At 38.9% G+C, this 17053-nt stretch carries 17 protein-coding genes; 5 read left to right on the forward strand and 12 right to left on the reverse strand.

Translation table 11 applies throughout. The annotated features are described in order from the left end of the window. Positions 1 to 187 precede the first annotated feature (187 nt). The gene (locus RMB06_RS13320) at positions 188 to 1969 is read left to right on the forward strand and encodes a bifunctional metallophosphatase/5'-nucleotidase (RefSeq protein WP_311079868.1); all 1782 of its coding nucleotides are present in this window, start codon (positions 188 to 190) and stop codon (positions 1967 to 1969) included. A 66-nt stretch (positions 1970 to 2035) separates the two neighbouring features. Here RMB06_RS13320 and RMB06_RS13325 read toward each other — a convergent pair whose 3' ends face one another. The 7 genes from RMB06_RS13325 to RMB06_RS13355 form a co-directional block, all read right to left on the reverse strand. Next, positions 2036 to 2437: a transcriptional repressor gene (locus RMB06_RS13325; RefSeq protein WP_005076029.1), complete on the reverse strand. Its 402-nt coding sequence runs from the start codon at positions 2435 to 2437 to the stop codon at positions 2036 to 2038. Positions 2438 to 2907: 470 nt separating this feature from the next. After that, a complete protein-coding gene (locus RMB06_RS13330; protein WP_032006183.1) occupies positions 2908 to 3570 on the reverse strand; it encodes an isochorismatase family protein in 663 nt (220 codons plus the stop codon). Positions 3571 to 3642: 72 nt separating this feature from the next. Continuing rightward, positions 3643 to 4413 carry an SDR family oxidoreductase gene (locus tag RMB06_RS13335; RefSeq protein ID WP_017386943.1) on the reverse strand — a complete coding sequence of 257 codons (771 nt, stop codon included), beginning with the start codon at positions 4411 to 4413 and terminating at the stop codon, positions 3643 to 3645. 359 nt (positions 4414 to 4772) lie between these two features. Next, positions 4773 to 5393 (reverse strand): ATP-binding cassette domain-containing protein, encoded by a 621-nt coding sequence (locus RMB06_RS13340; protein ID WP_311079871.1) that lies wholly within the window; start codon positions 5391 to 5393, stop codon positions 4773 to 4775. A gap of 4 nt (positions 5394 to 5397) precedes the next feature. Beyond that, the gene (gene modB, locus RMB06_RS13345) at positions 5398 to 6090 is read right to left on the reverse strand and encodes a molybdate ABC transporter permease subunit (RefSeq protein ID WP_311079872.1); all 693 of its coding nucleotides are present in this window, start codon (positions 6088 to 6090) and stop codon (positions 5398 to 5400) included. Beyond that, positions 6087 to 6872 (reverse strand): molybdate ABC transporter substrate-binding protein, encoded by a 786-nt coding sequence (gene modA, locus RMB06_RS13350; protein WP_311079873.1) that lies wholly within the window; start codon positions 6870 to 6872, stop codon positions 6087 to 6089. The genes modB and modA overlap by 4 nt, the downstream gene beginning before the upstream one ends. 188 nt (positions 6873 to 7060) lie before the next feature. After that, entirely contained in the window at positions 7061 to 7411 is a 351-nt protein-coding gene (locus RMB06_RS13355) for a LysR family transcriptional regulator (RefSeq protein ID WP_311079875.1), read from the reverse strand. A 222-nt stretch (positions 7412 to 7633) separates the two neighbouring features. Here RMB06_RS13355 and antA point away from each other — a divergent pair, with 222 nt between their 5' ends. The 4 genes from antA to RMB06_RS13375 all read left to right on the forward strand — a co-directional run bounded on the left by antA (position 7634) and on the right by RMB06_RS13375 (position 12089). After that, entirely contained in the window at positions 7634 to 9049 is a 1416-nt protein-coding gene (antA, locus tag RMB06_RS13360; RefSeq protein ID WP_311079877.1) for an anthranilate 1,2-dioxygenase large subunit, read from the forward strand. A gap of 2 nt (positions 9050 to 9051) precedes the next feature. Further along, positions 9052 to 9543, forward strand: coding sequence for an anthranilate 1,2-dioxygenase small subunit (antB, locus tag RMB06_RS13365; RefSeq protein ID WP_311079879.1), 492 nt, complete (start codon positions 9052 to 9054; stop codon positions 9541 to 9543). 5 nt (positions 9544 to 9548) lie between these two features. Then, positions 9549 to 10583 carry an anthranilate 1,2-dioxygenase electron transfer component AntC gene (gene antC, locus RMB06_RS13370; protein ID WP_311079880.1) on the forward strand — a complete coding sequence of 345 codons (1035 nt, stop codon included), beginning with the start codon at positions 9549 to 9551 and terminating at the stop codon, positions 10581 to 10583. 453 nt (positions 10584 to 11036) lie between these two features. Further along, positions 11037 to 12089 (forward strand): AraC family transcriptional regulator, encoded by a 1053-nt coding sequence (locus tag RMB06_RS13375; RefSeq protein ID WP_311079882.1) that lies wholly within the window; start codon positions 11037 to 11039, stop codon positions 12087 to 12089. A 55-nt stretch (positions 12090 to 12144) separates the two neighbouring features. On the opposite strand, the gene RMB06_RS13380 is transcribed toward RMB06_RS13375, so the two are convergent. The 5 genes from RMB06_RS13380 to RMB06_RS13400 are packed head-to-tail and all read right to left on the reverse strand — an operon-like array spanning position 12145 to position 17036. After that, the gene (locus tag RMB06_RS13380; protein ID WP_311079885.1) at positions 12145 to 13092 is read right to left on the reverse strand and encodes a transporter; all 948 of its coding nucleotides are present in this window, start codon (positions 13090 to 13092) and stop codon (positions 12145 to 12147) included. A gap of 54 nt (positions 13093 to 13146) precedes the next feature. Beyond that, complete coding sequence (locus RMB06_RS13385) at positions 13147 to 13677, reverse strand: flavin reductase family protein (protein ID WP_311079887.1); 531 nt, start codon at positions 13675 to 13677, stop codon at positions 13147 to 13149. A 28-nt stretch (positions 13678 to 13705) separates the two neighbouring features. Further along, positions 13706 to 14944 carry a styrene monooxygenase/indole monooxygenase family protein gene (locus RMB06_RS13390; protein WP_311079889.1) on the reverse strand — a complete coding sequence of 413 codons (1239 nt, stop codon included), beginning with the start codon at positions 14942 to 14944 and terminating at the stop codon, positions 13706 to 13708. Between the two features lie 43 nt (positions 14945 to 14987). Beyond that, positions 14988 to 15773 carry an SDR family oxidoreductase gene (locus RMB06_RS13395; protein WP_311079890.1) on the reverse strand — a complete coding sequence of 262 codons (786 nt, stop codon included), beginning with the start codon at positions 15771 to 15773 and terminating at the stop codon, positions 14988 to 14990. A 12-nt stretch (positions 15774 to 15785) separates the two neighbouring features. Further along, a complete protein-coding gene (locus RMB06_RS13400; RefSeq protein ID WP_311079891.1) occupies positions 15786 to 17036 on the reverse strand; it encodes a dienelactone hydrolase family protein in 1251 nt (416 codons plus the stop codon). Between the last annotated feature and the right edge of the window lie 17 nt (positions 17037 to 17053).

Genomic DNA, 17053 nt, shown 5'->3' on the forward strand with positions numbered 1-17053 from the left:
AATTAAAAATTTATTCTAAATAAAAAAATTGGGTTTGTAGACCACCCCTAGCTAAGATATTGTTCGATAATTGTGTTTTTTGTCCAAATTTTAATATTTCGAACATATTTGCTTATTGGGTGTTTCATCAAACATTCATACTAAAAGCGTATTTTTTATCCGTCTTAATTGATCAAATGATAAAAAAATGAAAAATTTAACAATACTTTTTAAAGTAACAACACTTTCTCTGGCTGTAGCATTATTGGCGGGATGTAATGACGATGATGATAATGACACAGCACCACCTGCCCAAAGAAGCAATCAAACCGTAAATATTTTAGCTTTTAATGACTTTCATGGAAATCTTGAGCCACCTAAGCGTTATGTCGAGGCACCAAATCCAAATGATGCTGCTCAATCTGTTCGTATTCCTGTAGGAGGAGTGAGTTACTTCGCCGATGCGATTAAAAAACTTAAAGCAGAAAATCCAAATAATGCTGTGGTTTCGGCAGGTGATTTAATTAGCGCTTCTCCCCTCACCTCTTCTTTATTTTTAGATGAACCAACCATTGAAGTCATGAATGATATTCAAATTGACTTTAATGCTGTAGGTAACCATGAATTTGACCGTGGTACAGACGAATTACGCCGTTTAAAAAATGGTGGATGTCAGCAATATACCAGCACTGTACCTTGTCAAATTAATAAAAACTTTAGTGGTGCAAAATTTGATTTCCTCGCTGCTAACGTCGCAATGAAAAATGACACCAGTAAAACGATCTTCCCAGCCTATAAAGTCAAAACTTATGGCGGAATTCCAGTTGCATTTATTGGTTTAACTCTTAAAGCGACGCCAAGTATTGTTTCTGCGGCAGGTATTAAAGACGTTGAGTTCCGTGATGAAGCAGATACAGTAAATGCGTTGATTCCTGAATTAAAAAAACAAGGAATTGAAGCGATTGTAGTCGTTGTCCATGAAGGTGCGGCGCCAAGTACGAAGCTCAATCAAAAAACATGTGATGGTTTAAGTGGTCCGATTTTAGGAATTTTGGATAAGCTTAATCCAGCAGTTGATATTGTTGTTTCAGGTCACACACATCAATCTTATATTTGTGACTATGCAACAAAAAATCCAGCTAAACCATTCTTACTTACTTCAGCTGGACAATATGGCACGCTTATTACTGACATCAAGATTGAATTAGATGGTAAAACTGGTGATGTAATTAAAAAAGATGCGAAACAGGTTCCTGTACAAAGTGAAGCATATACGTCTGGTACAACCACAGTAAGTCTTACAGATCTCTATCAAAAATTTAGTAAAACCCCAAGCATTGAAGCAATTTTAGATAAATACCGCCAAGCTGTGACCACCATTTCAAGTCGTGTGGTTGGTACATCTACTGCCGTTGTGAGCCGTACTCAAGTCGAAAGTGGTGAAAGTCCGCTAGGTATTATGATTGCCGATGCTCAGCAAGCGGCTGCCTTAAAAGCAAGTAATCAAGGCTCAGACTTTACGCTAATGAATCCAGGTGGTGTGCGTGCGGATCTACTCATTAATAGTAGTAACCAGATTACCTTTGGCGATGTTTTTGCAGTTCAACCTTTCGGTAACTCTATTGTGACTTTGAGCTTAACCGGTAAACAGATTAGAGATGTGCTTGAACAGCAATGGTCTGGTGCAAATGCAAATTCACCTAGAATTTTACAGCCATCTAAAGAGTTGAGTTACCAATATGCAGCAAATACATCTGTTTCACCACGAGCAAGTAACATCATAGTTGCTGGTTCTCCCTTAGTTGACACTAAAGTGTATCGCGTGACGGTAAATAGCTTCTTGGCAGATGGTGGTGACAACTTTACGGTATTAAAAGAAGGCCAAAACCGTGTCGGTGGTGGTCAAGATATTGATGCACTTGAAACTTATGTTACTAGCAATTCACCTTTAACTATTCCAGCTACAACTCGAATTAAAGTTATCAAGTAACTGATTTAATAAAATAGAGGACAGTATGATGCTGTCCTTTATTTTTTATGGCAGTTTAAAAGATTTTTATTCGGTATATAGATTGAGCTCAACACTACTGATATCGACTCCGGTATTTGCAAAAATAATATCAGTAACCTCATGAAGTAATTCTTTAACTTTGTCATTTTCAAAGTTCAATGCTTCAGAGGTTTTGAGCGAAATGAGGTTACAACTCATCTTGTCTTTTCTAAGCTTATAAATACTTTTGCTTTTTCCTAGAAATACTCTTTTGATGAGTTTACGGTTTTCAAATTCTGACAAGATTCGATAAATCGTTCCTAGCGTTATTTTATGTTCATTTTTAATTTGCGTATAAATACTCACAGCACTTAAGCCTTGTGGATTTTGATTTAAAATTTCAAAAACCTGTATTCTCGATTTTTTTATGGGTAGTCCATTTAATAATGATTTTGAAGTTGCTGTCATGATTAATTAACCTTAATGTTGAAAAAAAATAGAAATTTTTTAAAATTATTTTGTCTATACTTACTTGAAAATTATGGAAATGATTGGATGTATAAATCAGAGCTTATTACCCTATAAATAAGCTTTGAGCTGATTATAAGATTCTGAATAATTTAATATTACTCCTACCTCACTATCTACATGTACGCGCTTGGCTAATAAAAGCATTCTTGAGCTGAACCATATTGCACCCTCTTCATTAAGTCATTTTTCGACCTTATTCTATATAATGATTAACACATGATAAATATTATCATTTGTGTTTAGCGGTGTATCATATACATATAAGTTTCAATATTCAATATTAAGTAATTATCAAATACATAATGATAACCATTATATATTACTAAATAAGTATTCATTTCCACCCATATAAAAAGCAGATCGATGATCTGCTTTTTATATTTTAAATAGAATAAGTTAAATGACTATTATGCTAAGGATAGTGCATCTTGTTCTTGCATCCATGCATGAATCACTTGTTGTGTTGTCATGACTTGAGCGCATCGTGTACTAGCATATTTTAACGCCATATCGTGCTCTTCTCGGCTAAAGTCAGCTAGTGCATCACCACATAAGAATGGTTGGATGTTTAGCATAAAAGCTTCAGCAGCACTCATAAGACAACCAATATGTGCATATACCCCACAGATAATTAGTTGATCGCGACCAGACTCCCGCATGAGTTGTTCGAGAGGTGAAAATTTAAAAACACTATATCTCCACTTGGTAAGAACCGTATCATTTTTTTGAGGTGAAATTTTTGGCAAAATCTGCGTAAAGCTCGGCTCATTCTTTAAACCAGGTCCCCAAAAATCAGTTAATAACTGTCGATGTTCAGGTGATTGATTGCCCGGTTGTGCTGTATAAACAACGGGAATATTAGATTGATGAGCGGCGTCAATTAATGCTTTGGTGTTTTTAATGAGTTCTGGAATAGGTTCCTGAGTCAAGTCATAGAAATCTAAAAAATATTGCTGCATATCATGAACCAATAAAACAGCTCGATTGGTATGCAATGGCCAATTTGTTTTGTTGGGAGTAAATTCATGGGCTTGGGGCATACTGTAACTTGCAATCTTTGGAATACTCATTAGTATTTTCCTTTTCTATCTTTAAAAAGATTTGTTTTTTAATTTCAGGGTGTTGTTGTACTCAAGTAATCTTTAGACCCCAAGCGTAGCTCCCCCGTCTACCACTATTTCTTGCATCGTAATTTGGGCCGCTCGGTCCGAAAGTAAAAAGCTCACGGTATTGGCAATATCATCTGGTTGCGCGAGTTTTCTTAAGGGAATACCTGTTCGGTACTGACTCAAATCACCATCAATTACTGCAGGTGGAGGTGCATTATCAGTCCAGAGTTGTTGCTGCATTTGAGTGAGAGTTGATCCTGGTGAAACGATATTTAGCCTGACTTGATAAGGTGCGATTTCAAGTGCCAGATTGCGACAAAAATGACTCAGTGCAGCCTTAGTGGTGGCGTACATACCAAGTTGCATACGCGGCATGCGTGCACTATTTGAACTAATAGTGACAATACTGCCCTGCCTTTTTGCACAAAAATGTTTAGCAACTTGTTGGCTAATCGCAATAGGTGCCATGACATTGACCGCAAAAAGTGTTTCCCAATCTTCCGTTTTGGCTTCAAGCATGGAGCGCATAATTAATACTCCTGCTGCATTTACTAACCCCGTAATTTCGTATCTTTCTAAAAGCTCTGAAATTAAAGTTTGTGTTTCTTGTTGATGGGTAATGTCTTGTGAGATGCCTTGCCATTGTGAAGTTTGATCCGGCGTTATTGTTTTGCTGATATCCCATTGTTTAGGATTTTCTTGTCGGTCAATACCAATAACATGATAGCCCTGATCTAGTAGTTGCTTGGCAATAGCCGCTCCTATCCCTCTTGCAGCACCTGTGACCACGATGGTAGAGCGCATGTGGATACTCCAATTTATATTATAAAGAAATCTATAAATATAATTGCAAATAATTATCATTCTTATCAAGAGCAAATTAAGATAAAAGATTAATTTATGATCTCAGGCAAATGAGCTTTAGCTTAAAATTTTAAATTAAATTGTTGCTTTATATGCGTTTTATTAAATTATAAGGTCAGAAATATTTTATTGTTAATAATCATTTTCAATAAGGCAGGTTTTGATTTATTCGGCTAAAATCAGATTTATGGTTTATTAAACCTAGTAACTTTTTAGGGTTCAATCTCCAGCAGGCTAAGAATGAGTTCTCGATAATCCTGAATCTTGTAAGTTTGGAAATACGTATAAAAAATGAAAAATTATAGAATCCACATTGTTTCAGTCAGTTGTTTAATCTCTTGAATATCATGACTCACATAAATCATTGGAATTTTTATTTCCTCTTTTACTTTCTGAAAAAAAGGAATAATTTCAGCTTTATGATTCGCATCTAATGCTGATAAAGGCTCATCTAGTAGTAACAGCTTAGGTGAATATAATAATGCTCGGCCTAGTGCCACGCGCTGTTTTTCCCCTCCTGAGAGTTTAATGGGCATACGTTGTAATAAGTGCTCTAACTTTAATAACTCAATAATATAATCTGCTTCAAAGTGACGTTCTTGTTGGGAAAGATGCTTAAGACCAAATAATAAGTTTTGCTTTACCGTTTTATGTGGAAAAAGCTGAGCATCTTGAAAAACCAATCCAATATGCCGCTTTCGGGTACTCAAGTTAATGTTTTGATCTGAATCAAACCATGTTTGATCCTGTATTTTAATGAGCCCACTACGCGGTGTGTTCAGCCCTGCAATGGCATGTAAAATCGATGTTTTACCTGAACCCGATGCACCGAATAAGCCAATAACAGAAGCATCTGACTGGAAACTAGGTTCAATATGAAATTGGCCCATTTGTAGCTGAAAACGGCAATCAATCAACATAATTCTACCGTCCTAAGCGCTTTTTTTGATAACGATGAAACCACTGTGCAAACCATAGGGCTAAAAAAGCCACGCTTAACGATAAAACAATAAGCCGTTGAATGGCGGCCTCGGTATCGGGCTGTTGCATTAAGCTATACATGGCTAGAGGCAAAGTCCGTGTTTCATTTGAAATATTACCCACAAAGGTAATGGTTGCACCAAACTCACCTAAACTGCGGCAAAAACATAAAATAGCACCAATTAAAATACCACTGCTGGCAAGAGGCAACGTGACATGAAAAAAGGCCCCTAAGGATGAGGCACCTAATGTCTTTGCTGCCATTTCTAAACGCTGATCGACCAGTTCAATCGCTAGTCGAATAGATTGCACCAATAACGGAAAACCCATTACTGCCGAAGCAAGAACGGCACCTTTCCAGTTAAATGCAAAATCAATTCCAAGCGGTGCCAAATGTTGTCCAATAAAGCCGCGGCTCCCAAAAACTTGTAAAAGCAAATAACCAGGAACAACTGGCGGTAAAACCAAAGGTAAAAACACTAATGTTTCAATGAATGACTTGCCCCAGAACTCTTTACGTGCCAAAAACCATCCCACACAAATTGCAGGAATAATACTGACCACAAGACAACTTGCTGCAACCTTACAAGAAAGTTGTAGCACGCTAAGCTCTTCTGGGGTTAAAGAGAACATCATGGTTTTGCTGGAGCCAACACGCTAAAGCCATATTTTTTAAAAACAGCTTTGGCTTGATTGCTTTGTAAAAAATGATAGAACTTTGTTGAGCTCGGATTCTTTTTAATCAACCCTACAGGATAAGTAATTGGCGAATGTGTATTTATCGGAAATACACCAACTACTTTTACGTCTTTGCTAATCGCTGCATCAGTTGCATAGACAATCCCAGCCTGACATTCACCACGTGCAACAAAATTTAATGCAGCTCGAACATCTTCTGTTTCAACTAACTTTGGCTCAATACGACTCCACCAACCTAAATTGGTAAAAGCTTGTTTAGCATATTTGCCTACAGGCACACTTTTGGTATCGCCTGTACAAATCTTGCCTGTAAATACTTTATTGGGATCGGTCGTTTTATCTAATTTGATGTTTAATGACTGACCTTTTGGAATAATTAGAACCAAATGGTTACCTAATAAATTTATACGGTCATTTGCTGAAACTAATTTTTTATTTTGCAGATAATCCATCCACTGGGTATCTGCTGAAATAAAAATATCCGCAGGTGCCCCAGCTTCAATTTGTTTAGCTAAGGTTGATGAACCAGCATACGAAGTTTTAACTTCTACTTTATTCTGTTTTTCGTAAATTTTTTCTAAATCATTAATTGCATTGGTTAAGCTCGCTGCTGCATAAACGGTAACCGATTCAGCCTTGGCTGAGATATTAAAGATCAATCCGATGCTGAGGACTGAACAAGCTAAAGCCAATTTTTTTATCTTCGTATCACTTACCATTATTTTTACCTTTTTGTCGTTTTTGCAGCGATATATACCCAAGAATATAGCGCTACATGAAGATTATGAAAAGCATAATTCATTAACTATAGATGTCTGGAATGCAGCAGTGCTTTTTCAGCACTTAATTTGAATTAAGCAAAAGCTATACCAAATTAAAAGATTTCGTCGTTATGCAATCTTTTACCTTAACCTTTTAAATAGGTACTCATGATTTGATAATCATGTTCTAAGGCTTGTCGAGCATTGATTTCCATTTGGCGGTAATGCTGTAAGACTTTCTGGCCAAAAGCTGTAACGGCTGCCCCACCACCATGTGTTCCACCTGTTTGAGTTTCAACCAAAGCTGTTTCAAAGCACTGATTCATTGTATCGACTAACTGCCACGCACGGCGGTAACTCATATTCATAGATTTTGCGGCTTGTGAGATCGAACCAGTTCTCTCAATTGCTTCAAGTAAGTCTGCCTTACCCGGACCAAATGCAATATTTTGCTCTAAAAGAATTCTAATTTGTAATTTTAAGTTTTGTTCTTTCATAGACTTAGTTCACAAAATTTCATTTTATGCTCCTTAACATTATAAGGAACTTTGATAGGTTAAAACACATAGAATTTTTAAATCTATACTCTTTCCTAAAAAGAGTTCGATCAAAAAATCAAAACTGCACAAAGTGGATAAAGATCTGGAAAAAACGGATAGAGGCTAAGGCCTAATCGCGGTTCAATCAGTTAAAAGCTGATTGATTGGAGGATTGAGCAAATGACCTCATCTAATTTAAAACAATGGAATGATTTTATAGATGGATGTATCGACTTCCGTCCTAACGATGGCGTGTTTCGTATTGCACGTAATATGTTTACCGAGCCTGAACTATTTGACTTGGAAATGGAACTTATTTTTGAAAAGGTTTGGATTTATGCATGTCATGAAAGTGAGATTCCAAACAATCATGATTTCCTAACCGTTCAAATTGGCCGTCAGCCGATTATTGTGAGCCGTGATGGTAAAGGCGAACTACATGCCATGGTTAATGCTTGTGAGCATCGTGGAGCGACCTTAACACGCGTTGCTAAAGGCAATCAGTCTACATTTACTTGTCCATTCCACGCATGGTGCTACAAGTCAGATGGTCGTTTGGTTAAGGTAAAAGCGCCTAGCGAGTACTGTGAAGATTTTGATAAATCAAGCCGTGGCTTAAAACAAGGCCGTATTGCCAGCTATCGTGGATTTATATTTGTAAGTCTTGATACTCAAGCAACAGACTCTCTAGAAGATTTTTTGGGCGATGCAAAACTGTTCCTTGATTTAATGGTTAACCAATCTCCAACAGGTGAACTCGAAGTATTACAAGGCAAGTCATCTTATACCTTTGCAGGTAACTGGAAACTACAAAATGAAAATGGCCTAGATGGTTACCATGTCAGCACTGTTCACTATAACTATGTCTCTACAGTTCAACATCGTCAGCAAGTCAATGCATCAAAAGGTGAAGAACTCGATACGCTTGACTATAGCAAGTTAGGTGCCGGTGATTCAGAAACTGACGATGGCTGGTTTAGTTTTAAAAATGGTCATAGCGTATTATTTAGTGACATGCCAAACCCTACAGTTCGTCCGGGTTACAGCACAGTTATGCCATATATGGTTGAAAAATATGGCGAAAAATATGCTGAATGGGCAATGCATCGTTTAAGAAATTTGAACTTGTACCCTAGCCTATTTTTTATGGACCAAATTAGTTCACAGCTTCGTATTGTTCGCCCTGTTGCATGGAATAAAACTGAAGTCATTAGCCAATGTATTGGGGTTAAAGGTGAATCTGCTGAAGCACGCCGTAACCGTATTCGCCAGTTCGAAGATTTCTTTAACGTATCAGGCCTTGGTACACCCGACGATTTAGTTGAATTCCGTGAACAGCAAAAAGGTTTTCAGGCACGACTTGAACGTTGGAGCGATATTTCGCGTGGTTGTCAGTCTTGGGAATATGGCGCGACCAAAAACTCGCAAGATTTAGGCATTCACCCCGTTATTACTGGTCGTGAATTTACCCATGAAGGACTTTATGTAAACCAGCATGGACATTGGCAACGTCTAATGCTCGACGGATTAAACAAGAAAGCATTAAAAATGCAGGATATTACTTTTGAAAATAATGCCGTAATGGATGAGGTGTAACCATGTCACAAGAACTACATTTTGCTGTATCTCAGTTTTTGTACAAAAAGGCAGAGCTTTGTGATGCTTATGACTGGGATGCCTATCTAGAGCTTTACGATGAAGATAGTGAATATCATATTCCACAGTGGATTGATGACCATAACTATGTTCAAGATCCCAATCAGGGTTTGTCTTATATTTATTATGCAGACCGTACAGGCCTTGAAGACCGTATATTCCGTATTCGTACAGGTAAAGCAGCATCTGCAACACCGTTACCACGTACTTTGCATAGCATAAACAATATCCGAGTTAAAACATTGGATGATGGATTAATTGAAGCAAAAATTGCATGGCAAACGCTTTATAACCGTCAAGGTTTAGAAGGCTGTTTTTACGGACACGCTACTTATCTTTTACGCCAAACAGCAGATGGTTTCCGCATTCGTCATCAGCACAGCATTTTGCTGAATGACAAAATTGATTCCGTTTTAGACTTCTATCACGTTTAAGGGGAATGAAAATGGGACATTCAGTTGCACTTAATTTTGCCGATGGCAAAACCTTTTTCATTTCGGTAAATAACGACGAATTGCTGCTTGATGCAGCAGTTCGCCAAGGAATTAACCTCCCGCTAGACTGCCGTGAAGGTGTTTGTGGTACCTGTCAGGGACAGTGTGAAACCGGTATTTATGAACAAGAATATGTTGATGAAGATGCATTAAGTGAGCGTGATTTGGCTGAGCGTAAAATGTTAGCTTGCCAGACACGTGTGAAATCCGATGCTGCTTTTTATTTCGATCATGATTCTGCTATCTGTAACGCTGGTGATACTTTAAAAATTGAAACCAAAGTGACTGCAGTTGAGCTGGTTTCTGAAACGACAGCAATTTTACATCTTGATGCGAGCAGTCATGCTGAACAGCTTCAGTTTTTACCGGGTCAATATGCTCGTTTGCAAATTCCAGATACTGAAGATTGGCGTTCTTATTCTTTTGCAAATAGACCAAATGCAACCAATCAATTGCAATTTCTCATTCGTCTCTTGCCAGACGGTGTGATGAGTAATTATTTGCGTGATCGCTGTCAGGTTGGACAAGCCCTACTTATTGAAGCGCCGCTTGGTAGTTTCTATTTACGTGAAGTACAGCGACCACTGGTTTTTGTGGCAGGTGGAACAGGATTATCAGCTTTCTTGGGAATGCTAGATAACTTGGTCGAACAACCTAACTCACCTGCAGTTCAGTTGTATTACGGCGTAAATAATGAAACTGACTTGTGTGAACAACAGCGTTTACATGCCTATGCTGAACAGCTACCAAACTTTAGTTATCACCCGATTGTGACTAAAGCAACCGAAGCTTGGCAAGGCAAAGCGGGTTATATTCATGAGCATTTAAATAAAGATCAATTGGCCGAGCAGGCTTTTGATATGTATTTATGTGGTCCACCGCCAATGATTGAAGCTGTTAAAAATTGGTTAGATGAACAATCTTTGCAAAACTACCGTATTTACAGCGAGAAGTTTTTACAGAGTAATACATCACGTTGAAGTATAAATAATTTAAAAACCACTAAAACCTGAAATGATTCAATATACTCTGTAGGGGGTATATTGAATTTTTGCATTTAAATTAAAAGTTTTTATATATCAATAATATAAAACAATAAATTCCGACAAAATAAATTGACCAGCTCACTCGGATTTGCTATATATTTTGATAGATCTTAAGGAATAAGATCATGATGAGATTAACTTATAGCACCTTTTATATCCCCCTATTCTATTTCTTTCTCGAATTTACTAAATTGATGGACAAAATCCGATGTAAAAATTTGAGAAAATCACATTAACTAGCGGTTAAATTGGTCTGTATTTTGCTTATATCTCATTGTAATTTGCGAGTAACTTAATTTTTTAAGTGCCGTATTTACTTGCTGTGCAGCGAAGTTTTAAAGCTCTTGCAATACAAGTAAATACAGGAGTGAGCCAAAAGGGATAAATATGAACCAAGCCAACTCCCCAGAACTCAGTGGGCGTCATTTTCAAAATGAGTCTATCTTTACCAATCATAATCTGGTGTTTGATCACCACGATTTAAGCGAAACTTGCCGAAATGTAGGCCAAATTTTTAAACCGCATGATCTTAAAATCTCTCAGCAGAAGCGAGATTTCAGTGCAACCATGCACCATGTTAAAACAGGCGCACTGTCTATTAGTCGCTTGGAATATGGTGCGGATGTCATTATTGAACCAGATTACCTTGATAGCTTTTACCTAATTCAAATTCCAACTCAAGGCTACGCAGAAATCGAGTTTGGTTCTCAAAAGTTTATTTCTTATTCTCAAGTTGCTTCTCTTATTTCTCCTCAGCAATCTTTACGTATGCGCTGGCACGCTAACTCACCGCAGCTCATTTTAAAAGTTTCAAAGGATGATTTTACTTACCATTGTCGCCAACACATTGCCGATTCAGAAAACAACTTACTCATTTTCGACCCAAAATTAGACTTTGCTACACAAAGTGGAGGCTACTTTTTACAGCTCGTTAGAACATTGATGGATGCTTTGGCTTGTGAACAACACCCGCTTCATCATCCTTTAGCCTTTAAACAGTTTGAGTCGAATCTATTCAATGCACTCATTTATGGTCAACCCAATAACGCATTACATAAAATAGATCAGCATAAAGAAAAAACCGTCTCTCCTTATTTTGTGAAGCGCACAGAAGCCTATATTAAAGAACATTTACATGAGCCGCTTAATGTCGAAATTTTGGCTGAACATGCAGGCGTGAGTGTGAGAACGCTATTTACCGGTTTTAAAAATTATTTGGGGACAACCCCAATGTCTTATTTAAAAGAGTTACGCTTTGAGCAAGCCCATTTAGAGCTGATGCACAATGAAAATCTATCGGTCACAGACGTTGCATTTAAATGGGGATTTAGCCATTTAGGCCGTTTTTCTCAAGAATATAAACGCCGTTATGGTGAGTTACCTTCGTCTACTCGCCGATCTGGTCACAGTGAAGGCTTAATTACTTCAACTTTTTCTTAAACTAAAATAGATAAAAGCCTTTTATATTTTTGATATAAAAGGCTTTTTTTATGACTTAAAAATGATGGATATAACGAACTTGCAGTCGTGTTCCCTCTGGGCGGTTTTCAGCATCTTGCTCAAAATAAGCATTTGCAACTAAATGGTCATTTTTAGAAAAACTATACATCGCACCGGGGCCAATCGCCCAGACTTGTTCACGTCGGCCTTTGACTTTTTCACCATCAACTTCGGTGTCTGTGATTTGTTTTAGCCAATAACCATTTAGTCCTAAGCGGAACTGTTCGGTAATAGCATAGTCTGTTGCAAAGTTTGCATGAATTGCTTGCCCAGCTCGCATATCATTTGCTCCAGCAAATGCATAGCTTGGGTCATTATTCTTAAAGTTATAGAGATAATGAATACGCGTTGAAGCTGTCCATTTTGGATTAAACCAATATGTGGCAGCCCAATAAGGATCAAATGAAACAGCGTTATTACTTGGATTAATATCTTTTTGCTGGTCGTACTCCCCAGTAGGTAAATTGACCTGAAACTCAAAACGATGTACAAACTTCGGTCCTTGTGCGCCCATGACTGGATCAAACTGAATAAAAGGTCCAATCATAATGTCCCCAAATCCGCTTTGGGCCTTAATGGCAGCATTATTCAAGCCATCATGCATGTCCATTTTACTGACAAAAGGAATTAAAAAATTCATACCTAGGCTGGCTTTATCTTTTACTCGAACATTCGATAAATAACTAATCTGCTCAACCAGTACTTGATAACTTAAATCTGTTTTAGGTAGACCTAATTTTTGTCCATTGGCATCGACTAGTTTATTGCTATCGTAATTTTGAAAGTAAGTTTGAGCATACCAGCCAGGCCCTGCGGGTAAACCACCATCGAGAAAGCTGGTCATACCTAAGTTTACGGTCGGTAAATCATAGGCATGTGTAACCCATGGCAAACCCAACAATGTCCCTGCTAAAAAACCATGTTTAATTAAAGTGCTTTTCATATTCTTATTTCCTATAAAAAAAATCACGACCGGATTGATCGTGATTGTGGTGAATTAATGTGCTAATTCTGGATGCTCTGCGGCAATCCGATACTTTCCTGCGTGGAATACCAATGGTTCACCTTGGCGTTGTTGGTATTGTTCAATTTGACCAATAAAAATCAGGTGATCTCCGCCTTCGTATTGATTTACATTGCGGCAAACCAAGGTTGCGAGCGCATCGGACAAAATTGGAACGCCAGCATTGCATTGTTGATGGGCAATGCCTGCAAATTTGTCTTCAGCTCCCCGAGCAAAATGTCCCGAAAGCTGGTGATGCTCCTGTGCCAACATGTGAATGGCAAAATATTCAGCTTCTACAAAATCAAACAAACTTGGCGCTGTTTTTGAAAGGCTCCATAAAATTAATGGCGGGTCTAAAGACAGTGATGAAAATGAATTGGCTGTCATGCCTATTTTCCGACCGTCTTTACCACGGGTTGTAATCACGGTAACGCCAGTTGCAAACTGACCAAGTAAATTACGAATTTCTCTTGGGTTTTCAGCATTAATGGTTTGTAAACCTTGAGTTTCAATTATGTCCATTTTTAATTCTCCCTTTGATATTTTGACCTTAAGCCACTTTTGCTGCGGTTTTTGAGGCTATGAATGCCTGAGCCTGATCTGCATCAAACCACCAAGGGGCAAAAGCGCGAGGGTCATCAAAGTTATTGGCCATAATTGAAGCAATGCTCTGGTTTTGACTTGCAGCTGCTAGGAGTTCAACGACATGAGGCTCAGGTGGTAATAACAAGCTATTGGTCCAAGCCACGACTTTTTCTGCATAAGCCCAATAACGCTCAAAAGTTTGAACCATCCATTGTTCGCTAAAGCTTTGATTATCATTGGCTAAAATGGCATCGAAATAGATCTTGCTACACTTTGCCGCATTGTTTGAGCCTTGACCGGTAATCGGATCATTGACCACTAAGGCATCTGCCATGCCAAGAATCTTCTTGCCAGACGGTAATGTCAAAACGGGTTTACGTACGGTCGGTGGGAAACGTCCAGCCAAATATCCGCCTGCATCGGTCAACTCAACATTTGTGCAACGTTCATATTCCCAAGGCACAAATTTCTTGAGTAAGTCCAGACTGCATTGCAGGTGCTGTTCAGGTGTTTTGACATCTTGCCAGCAGTCCATTGGACCGTTTGGAATACCTTCAAACACCATAATGTCGCAAGGCCCATTCACGGTAAGTGCTGGAAATGAAAAGTATTCACCGACTTCAGGAATAATGTTAAAAGTCACACGTGAATAAGGTGAAATTGGCTTCATGTTCTTGACATAGGTCAAAGCCAAAGCACGCTGCGGTTTATCAAAAACACTTCGTACATCATCACGTTCAAATTGTTTAACAACTTCGCCTTTACCAGCCGCGAGTAATACAAGCTCGTAGTCGTTTGCGAGTTGTTCTAACTCTTCTATTCCAACATCCTGAATTACTAATCGACCACCACGGCGTTCAAATTCTTCCATCCAATATGGCATTTTGACGCGTTGATCGACCGATTGAGCGTAGCGCTCAAGACGAGCACTCCATTCAAATGCTTTACCACCATTTTCAGGATTAACTAAAGCTAGCCCAATGCCTTCAACCGCTGGACATTGTTCTTCCCAGAAATTTAGTCCCAAGTCACGTTCAGTTTGTAAAGCGGTATGAAACATACACTGGCTTGACATGACTTTACCTTGACGGATTTCATCGGCAGTTCGGTTGGTGATCATTGTCACGTCGTAACCTGTATCTAATAAACCCAAACCAAGCTGTAAACCAGACTGTCCTGCTCCAACAATTGCAATACGGCGCATAATCTTCTCCATAATTTTCTAAATGTGCTTTTAAAACGCTGTGCTATTCGGCTAAACGTGGAATAGCGGGCTGTAATCCTTCGGGGCCCATCACTGAATAGCCACCGTCAACTGCGTAATCTGCTCCGGTAACAAAGCTCGCAGCAGGTGACAATAAAAACAAAACAACATTGGCAACTTCTTCGGGATGACCCAATCGGCCTAGCAAGTGATAATCGGCTGCTACACTGTCGGCTTTTTCACGGTTATTACCACTGACTTCTGCAATGACACGAGACCATGTCCAACCCGGTGAAACTGAATTGACGCGAATACCATCGGCAGCAAAATCCATTGCCATGCTTTGTGTGAGTTGACGTATTGCAGCTTTGGAAACTGGATATAACCAGCGCCCTGTTTGCGCCACTTTGGCCGAGATTGAAGTAAAATTAACGATTGAACCTTGTTGCTTTTTTAGGTCATGGTATAAAGCACGACTCAGCTCAACGGTAGAGACCAAATTAAGATCGAGTGCTTGTAACCAGTCCTGACGTGAAGATTTAAAACCGTCATCTAAGTAGGTACATGCTAGATTGACCAAGTAACTCACTTCACCTAAATGTTGGTGAATATCCGCCACAGCTTGTTGAATAGCCGCATCGCTGGTTAAATCGGTTTGAATAAACATCACATCATGGTTAAAGCTTTCTGCAATTGACTTGCCTTTGGCATCAATATCTAAGATAGCGACATGAGCGCCCGCACTTACCAAAGCTTGTACAACAGCTTTACCAATCAGTGTTGCACCGCCACTCACCACAGCGACTTTTCCTTTTAAATCTATATTCATTGCAGATTCTCCTTAATTGACTGGTTTGCCTTCACTACTTGACCAAGATGGCATCAACGTATTTGAAGGAAGATCTTCATCAAGAAGTTTTCTTGCTGTCTCGACACCTGCAACTGGTAAGCCTGTTGGGTCTAATAAACCAATTTGAACAAGTACAGATGCTTGGTCCCAGTAAATATGCTCATGGCATAGCTTTGAACCTCTGAACTGAATTACACCTAACATTGGAATCTCGACATATTTACCAGTCGGTTTTACACCCGGTAATAACCAGTCAATTTCAGCGTCGTGTGTAAAGCTCATAATGAACTCGTCTACCACTTGCGTTGAGCCAACCGTACGAGAGATCGAGGTGATCTTCATATCTTTCGGGTTTTGATGGACAAAGTGATATTGATAAAAACGAGCAAGCTGGCTTTGGCCTACACCACCAGTTAAAGTTGGAATATGGTTCACATACGGTTCTGCGACCATTGTTGCCATGGTTGCTGGCACATCACGCGTATCAAACTCATGACGAATATGCTCTTCCCATAAGGCAACTAGGTCATATTTCGGTCCAATCGTGTCATGTAGAGCTGTTACTGTACGCTCGTGGGCAAAACGTGCTGAAGGTTTGTGATAATGATTGCTTTTTGGGCGTGCAAATGCATGATCAACACCTTTGTAAACATAAGTTTGTACATTTGAATATTGGTTGGCTGCATCAACAATCGCTTGTCTCGTATCTGGCGGTGTAAATTGGTCCAGTTCTGCAATATGTAAAACCAAACGTCCTTTTACGTTGGCTAACTCATCTAACGATTTTTCAATGCCTACACCGTAATAACCTACAGCACATGCCACATCAGGAAGTCGGCAGCCTGCCAGATAAGCAAGCTTTCCACCCAAACAGTACCCCACCACACCGAGACCTGTAGAAGTGTCACATTCTGGTCGAGTCTTTAAAAAAGCTAAGCTGTCCTGAATATCTTCAACACCGAGGTTTTCGTCATATTGCTGATAAATTTCAAAAGCTTTTTGAAAGTCATCTGGTGTGTAACCCAGTTCTATATTAGGTGCTACACGCCAAAATAAATCAGGAACTAAAACGGTATAGCCTTCTTCTGCAAGAAATTCTGCTTTTTCTCGCATGGCCGCATTCACCCCAAAGATTTCCTGACAAAGCACCACTCCAGGTCCTTTTCCTGTTTCTGGTGTCGCTAGATATGCACTGAACTGCTTTCCAGATGCTGTTTTAATTTGAACGGTTTGACCAGCCATAGTGTCAACTCCTGACA

This window comes from Acinetobacter sp. V104_13, assembly GCF_031798995.1.
Lineage (GTDB): Bacteria > Pseudomonadota > Gammaproteobacteria > Pseudomonadales > Moraxellaceae > Acinetobacter > Acinetobacter pittii.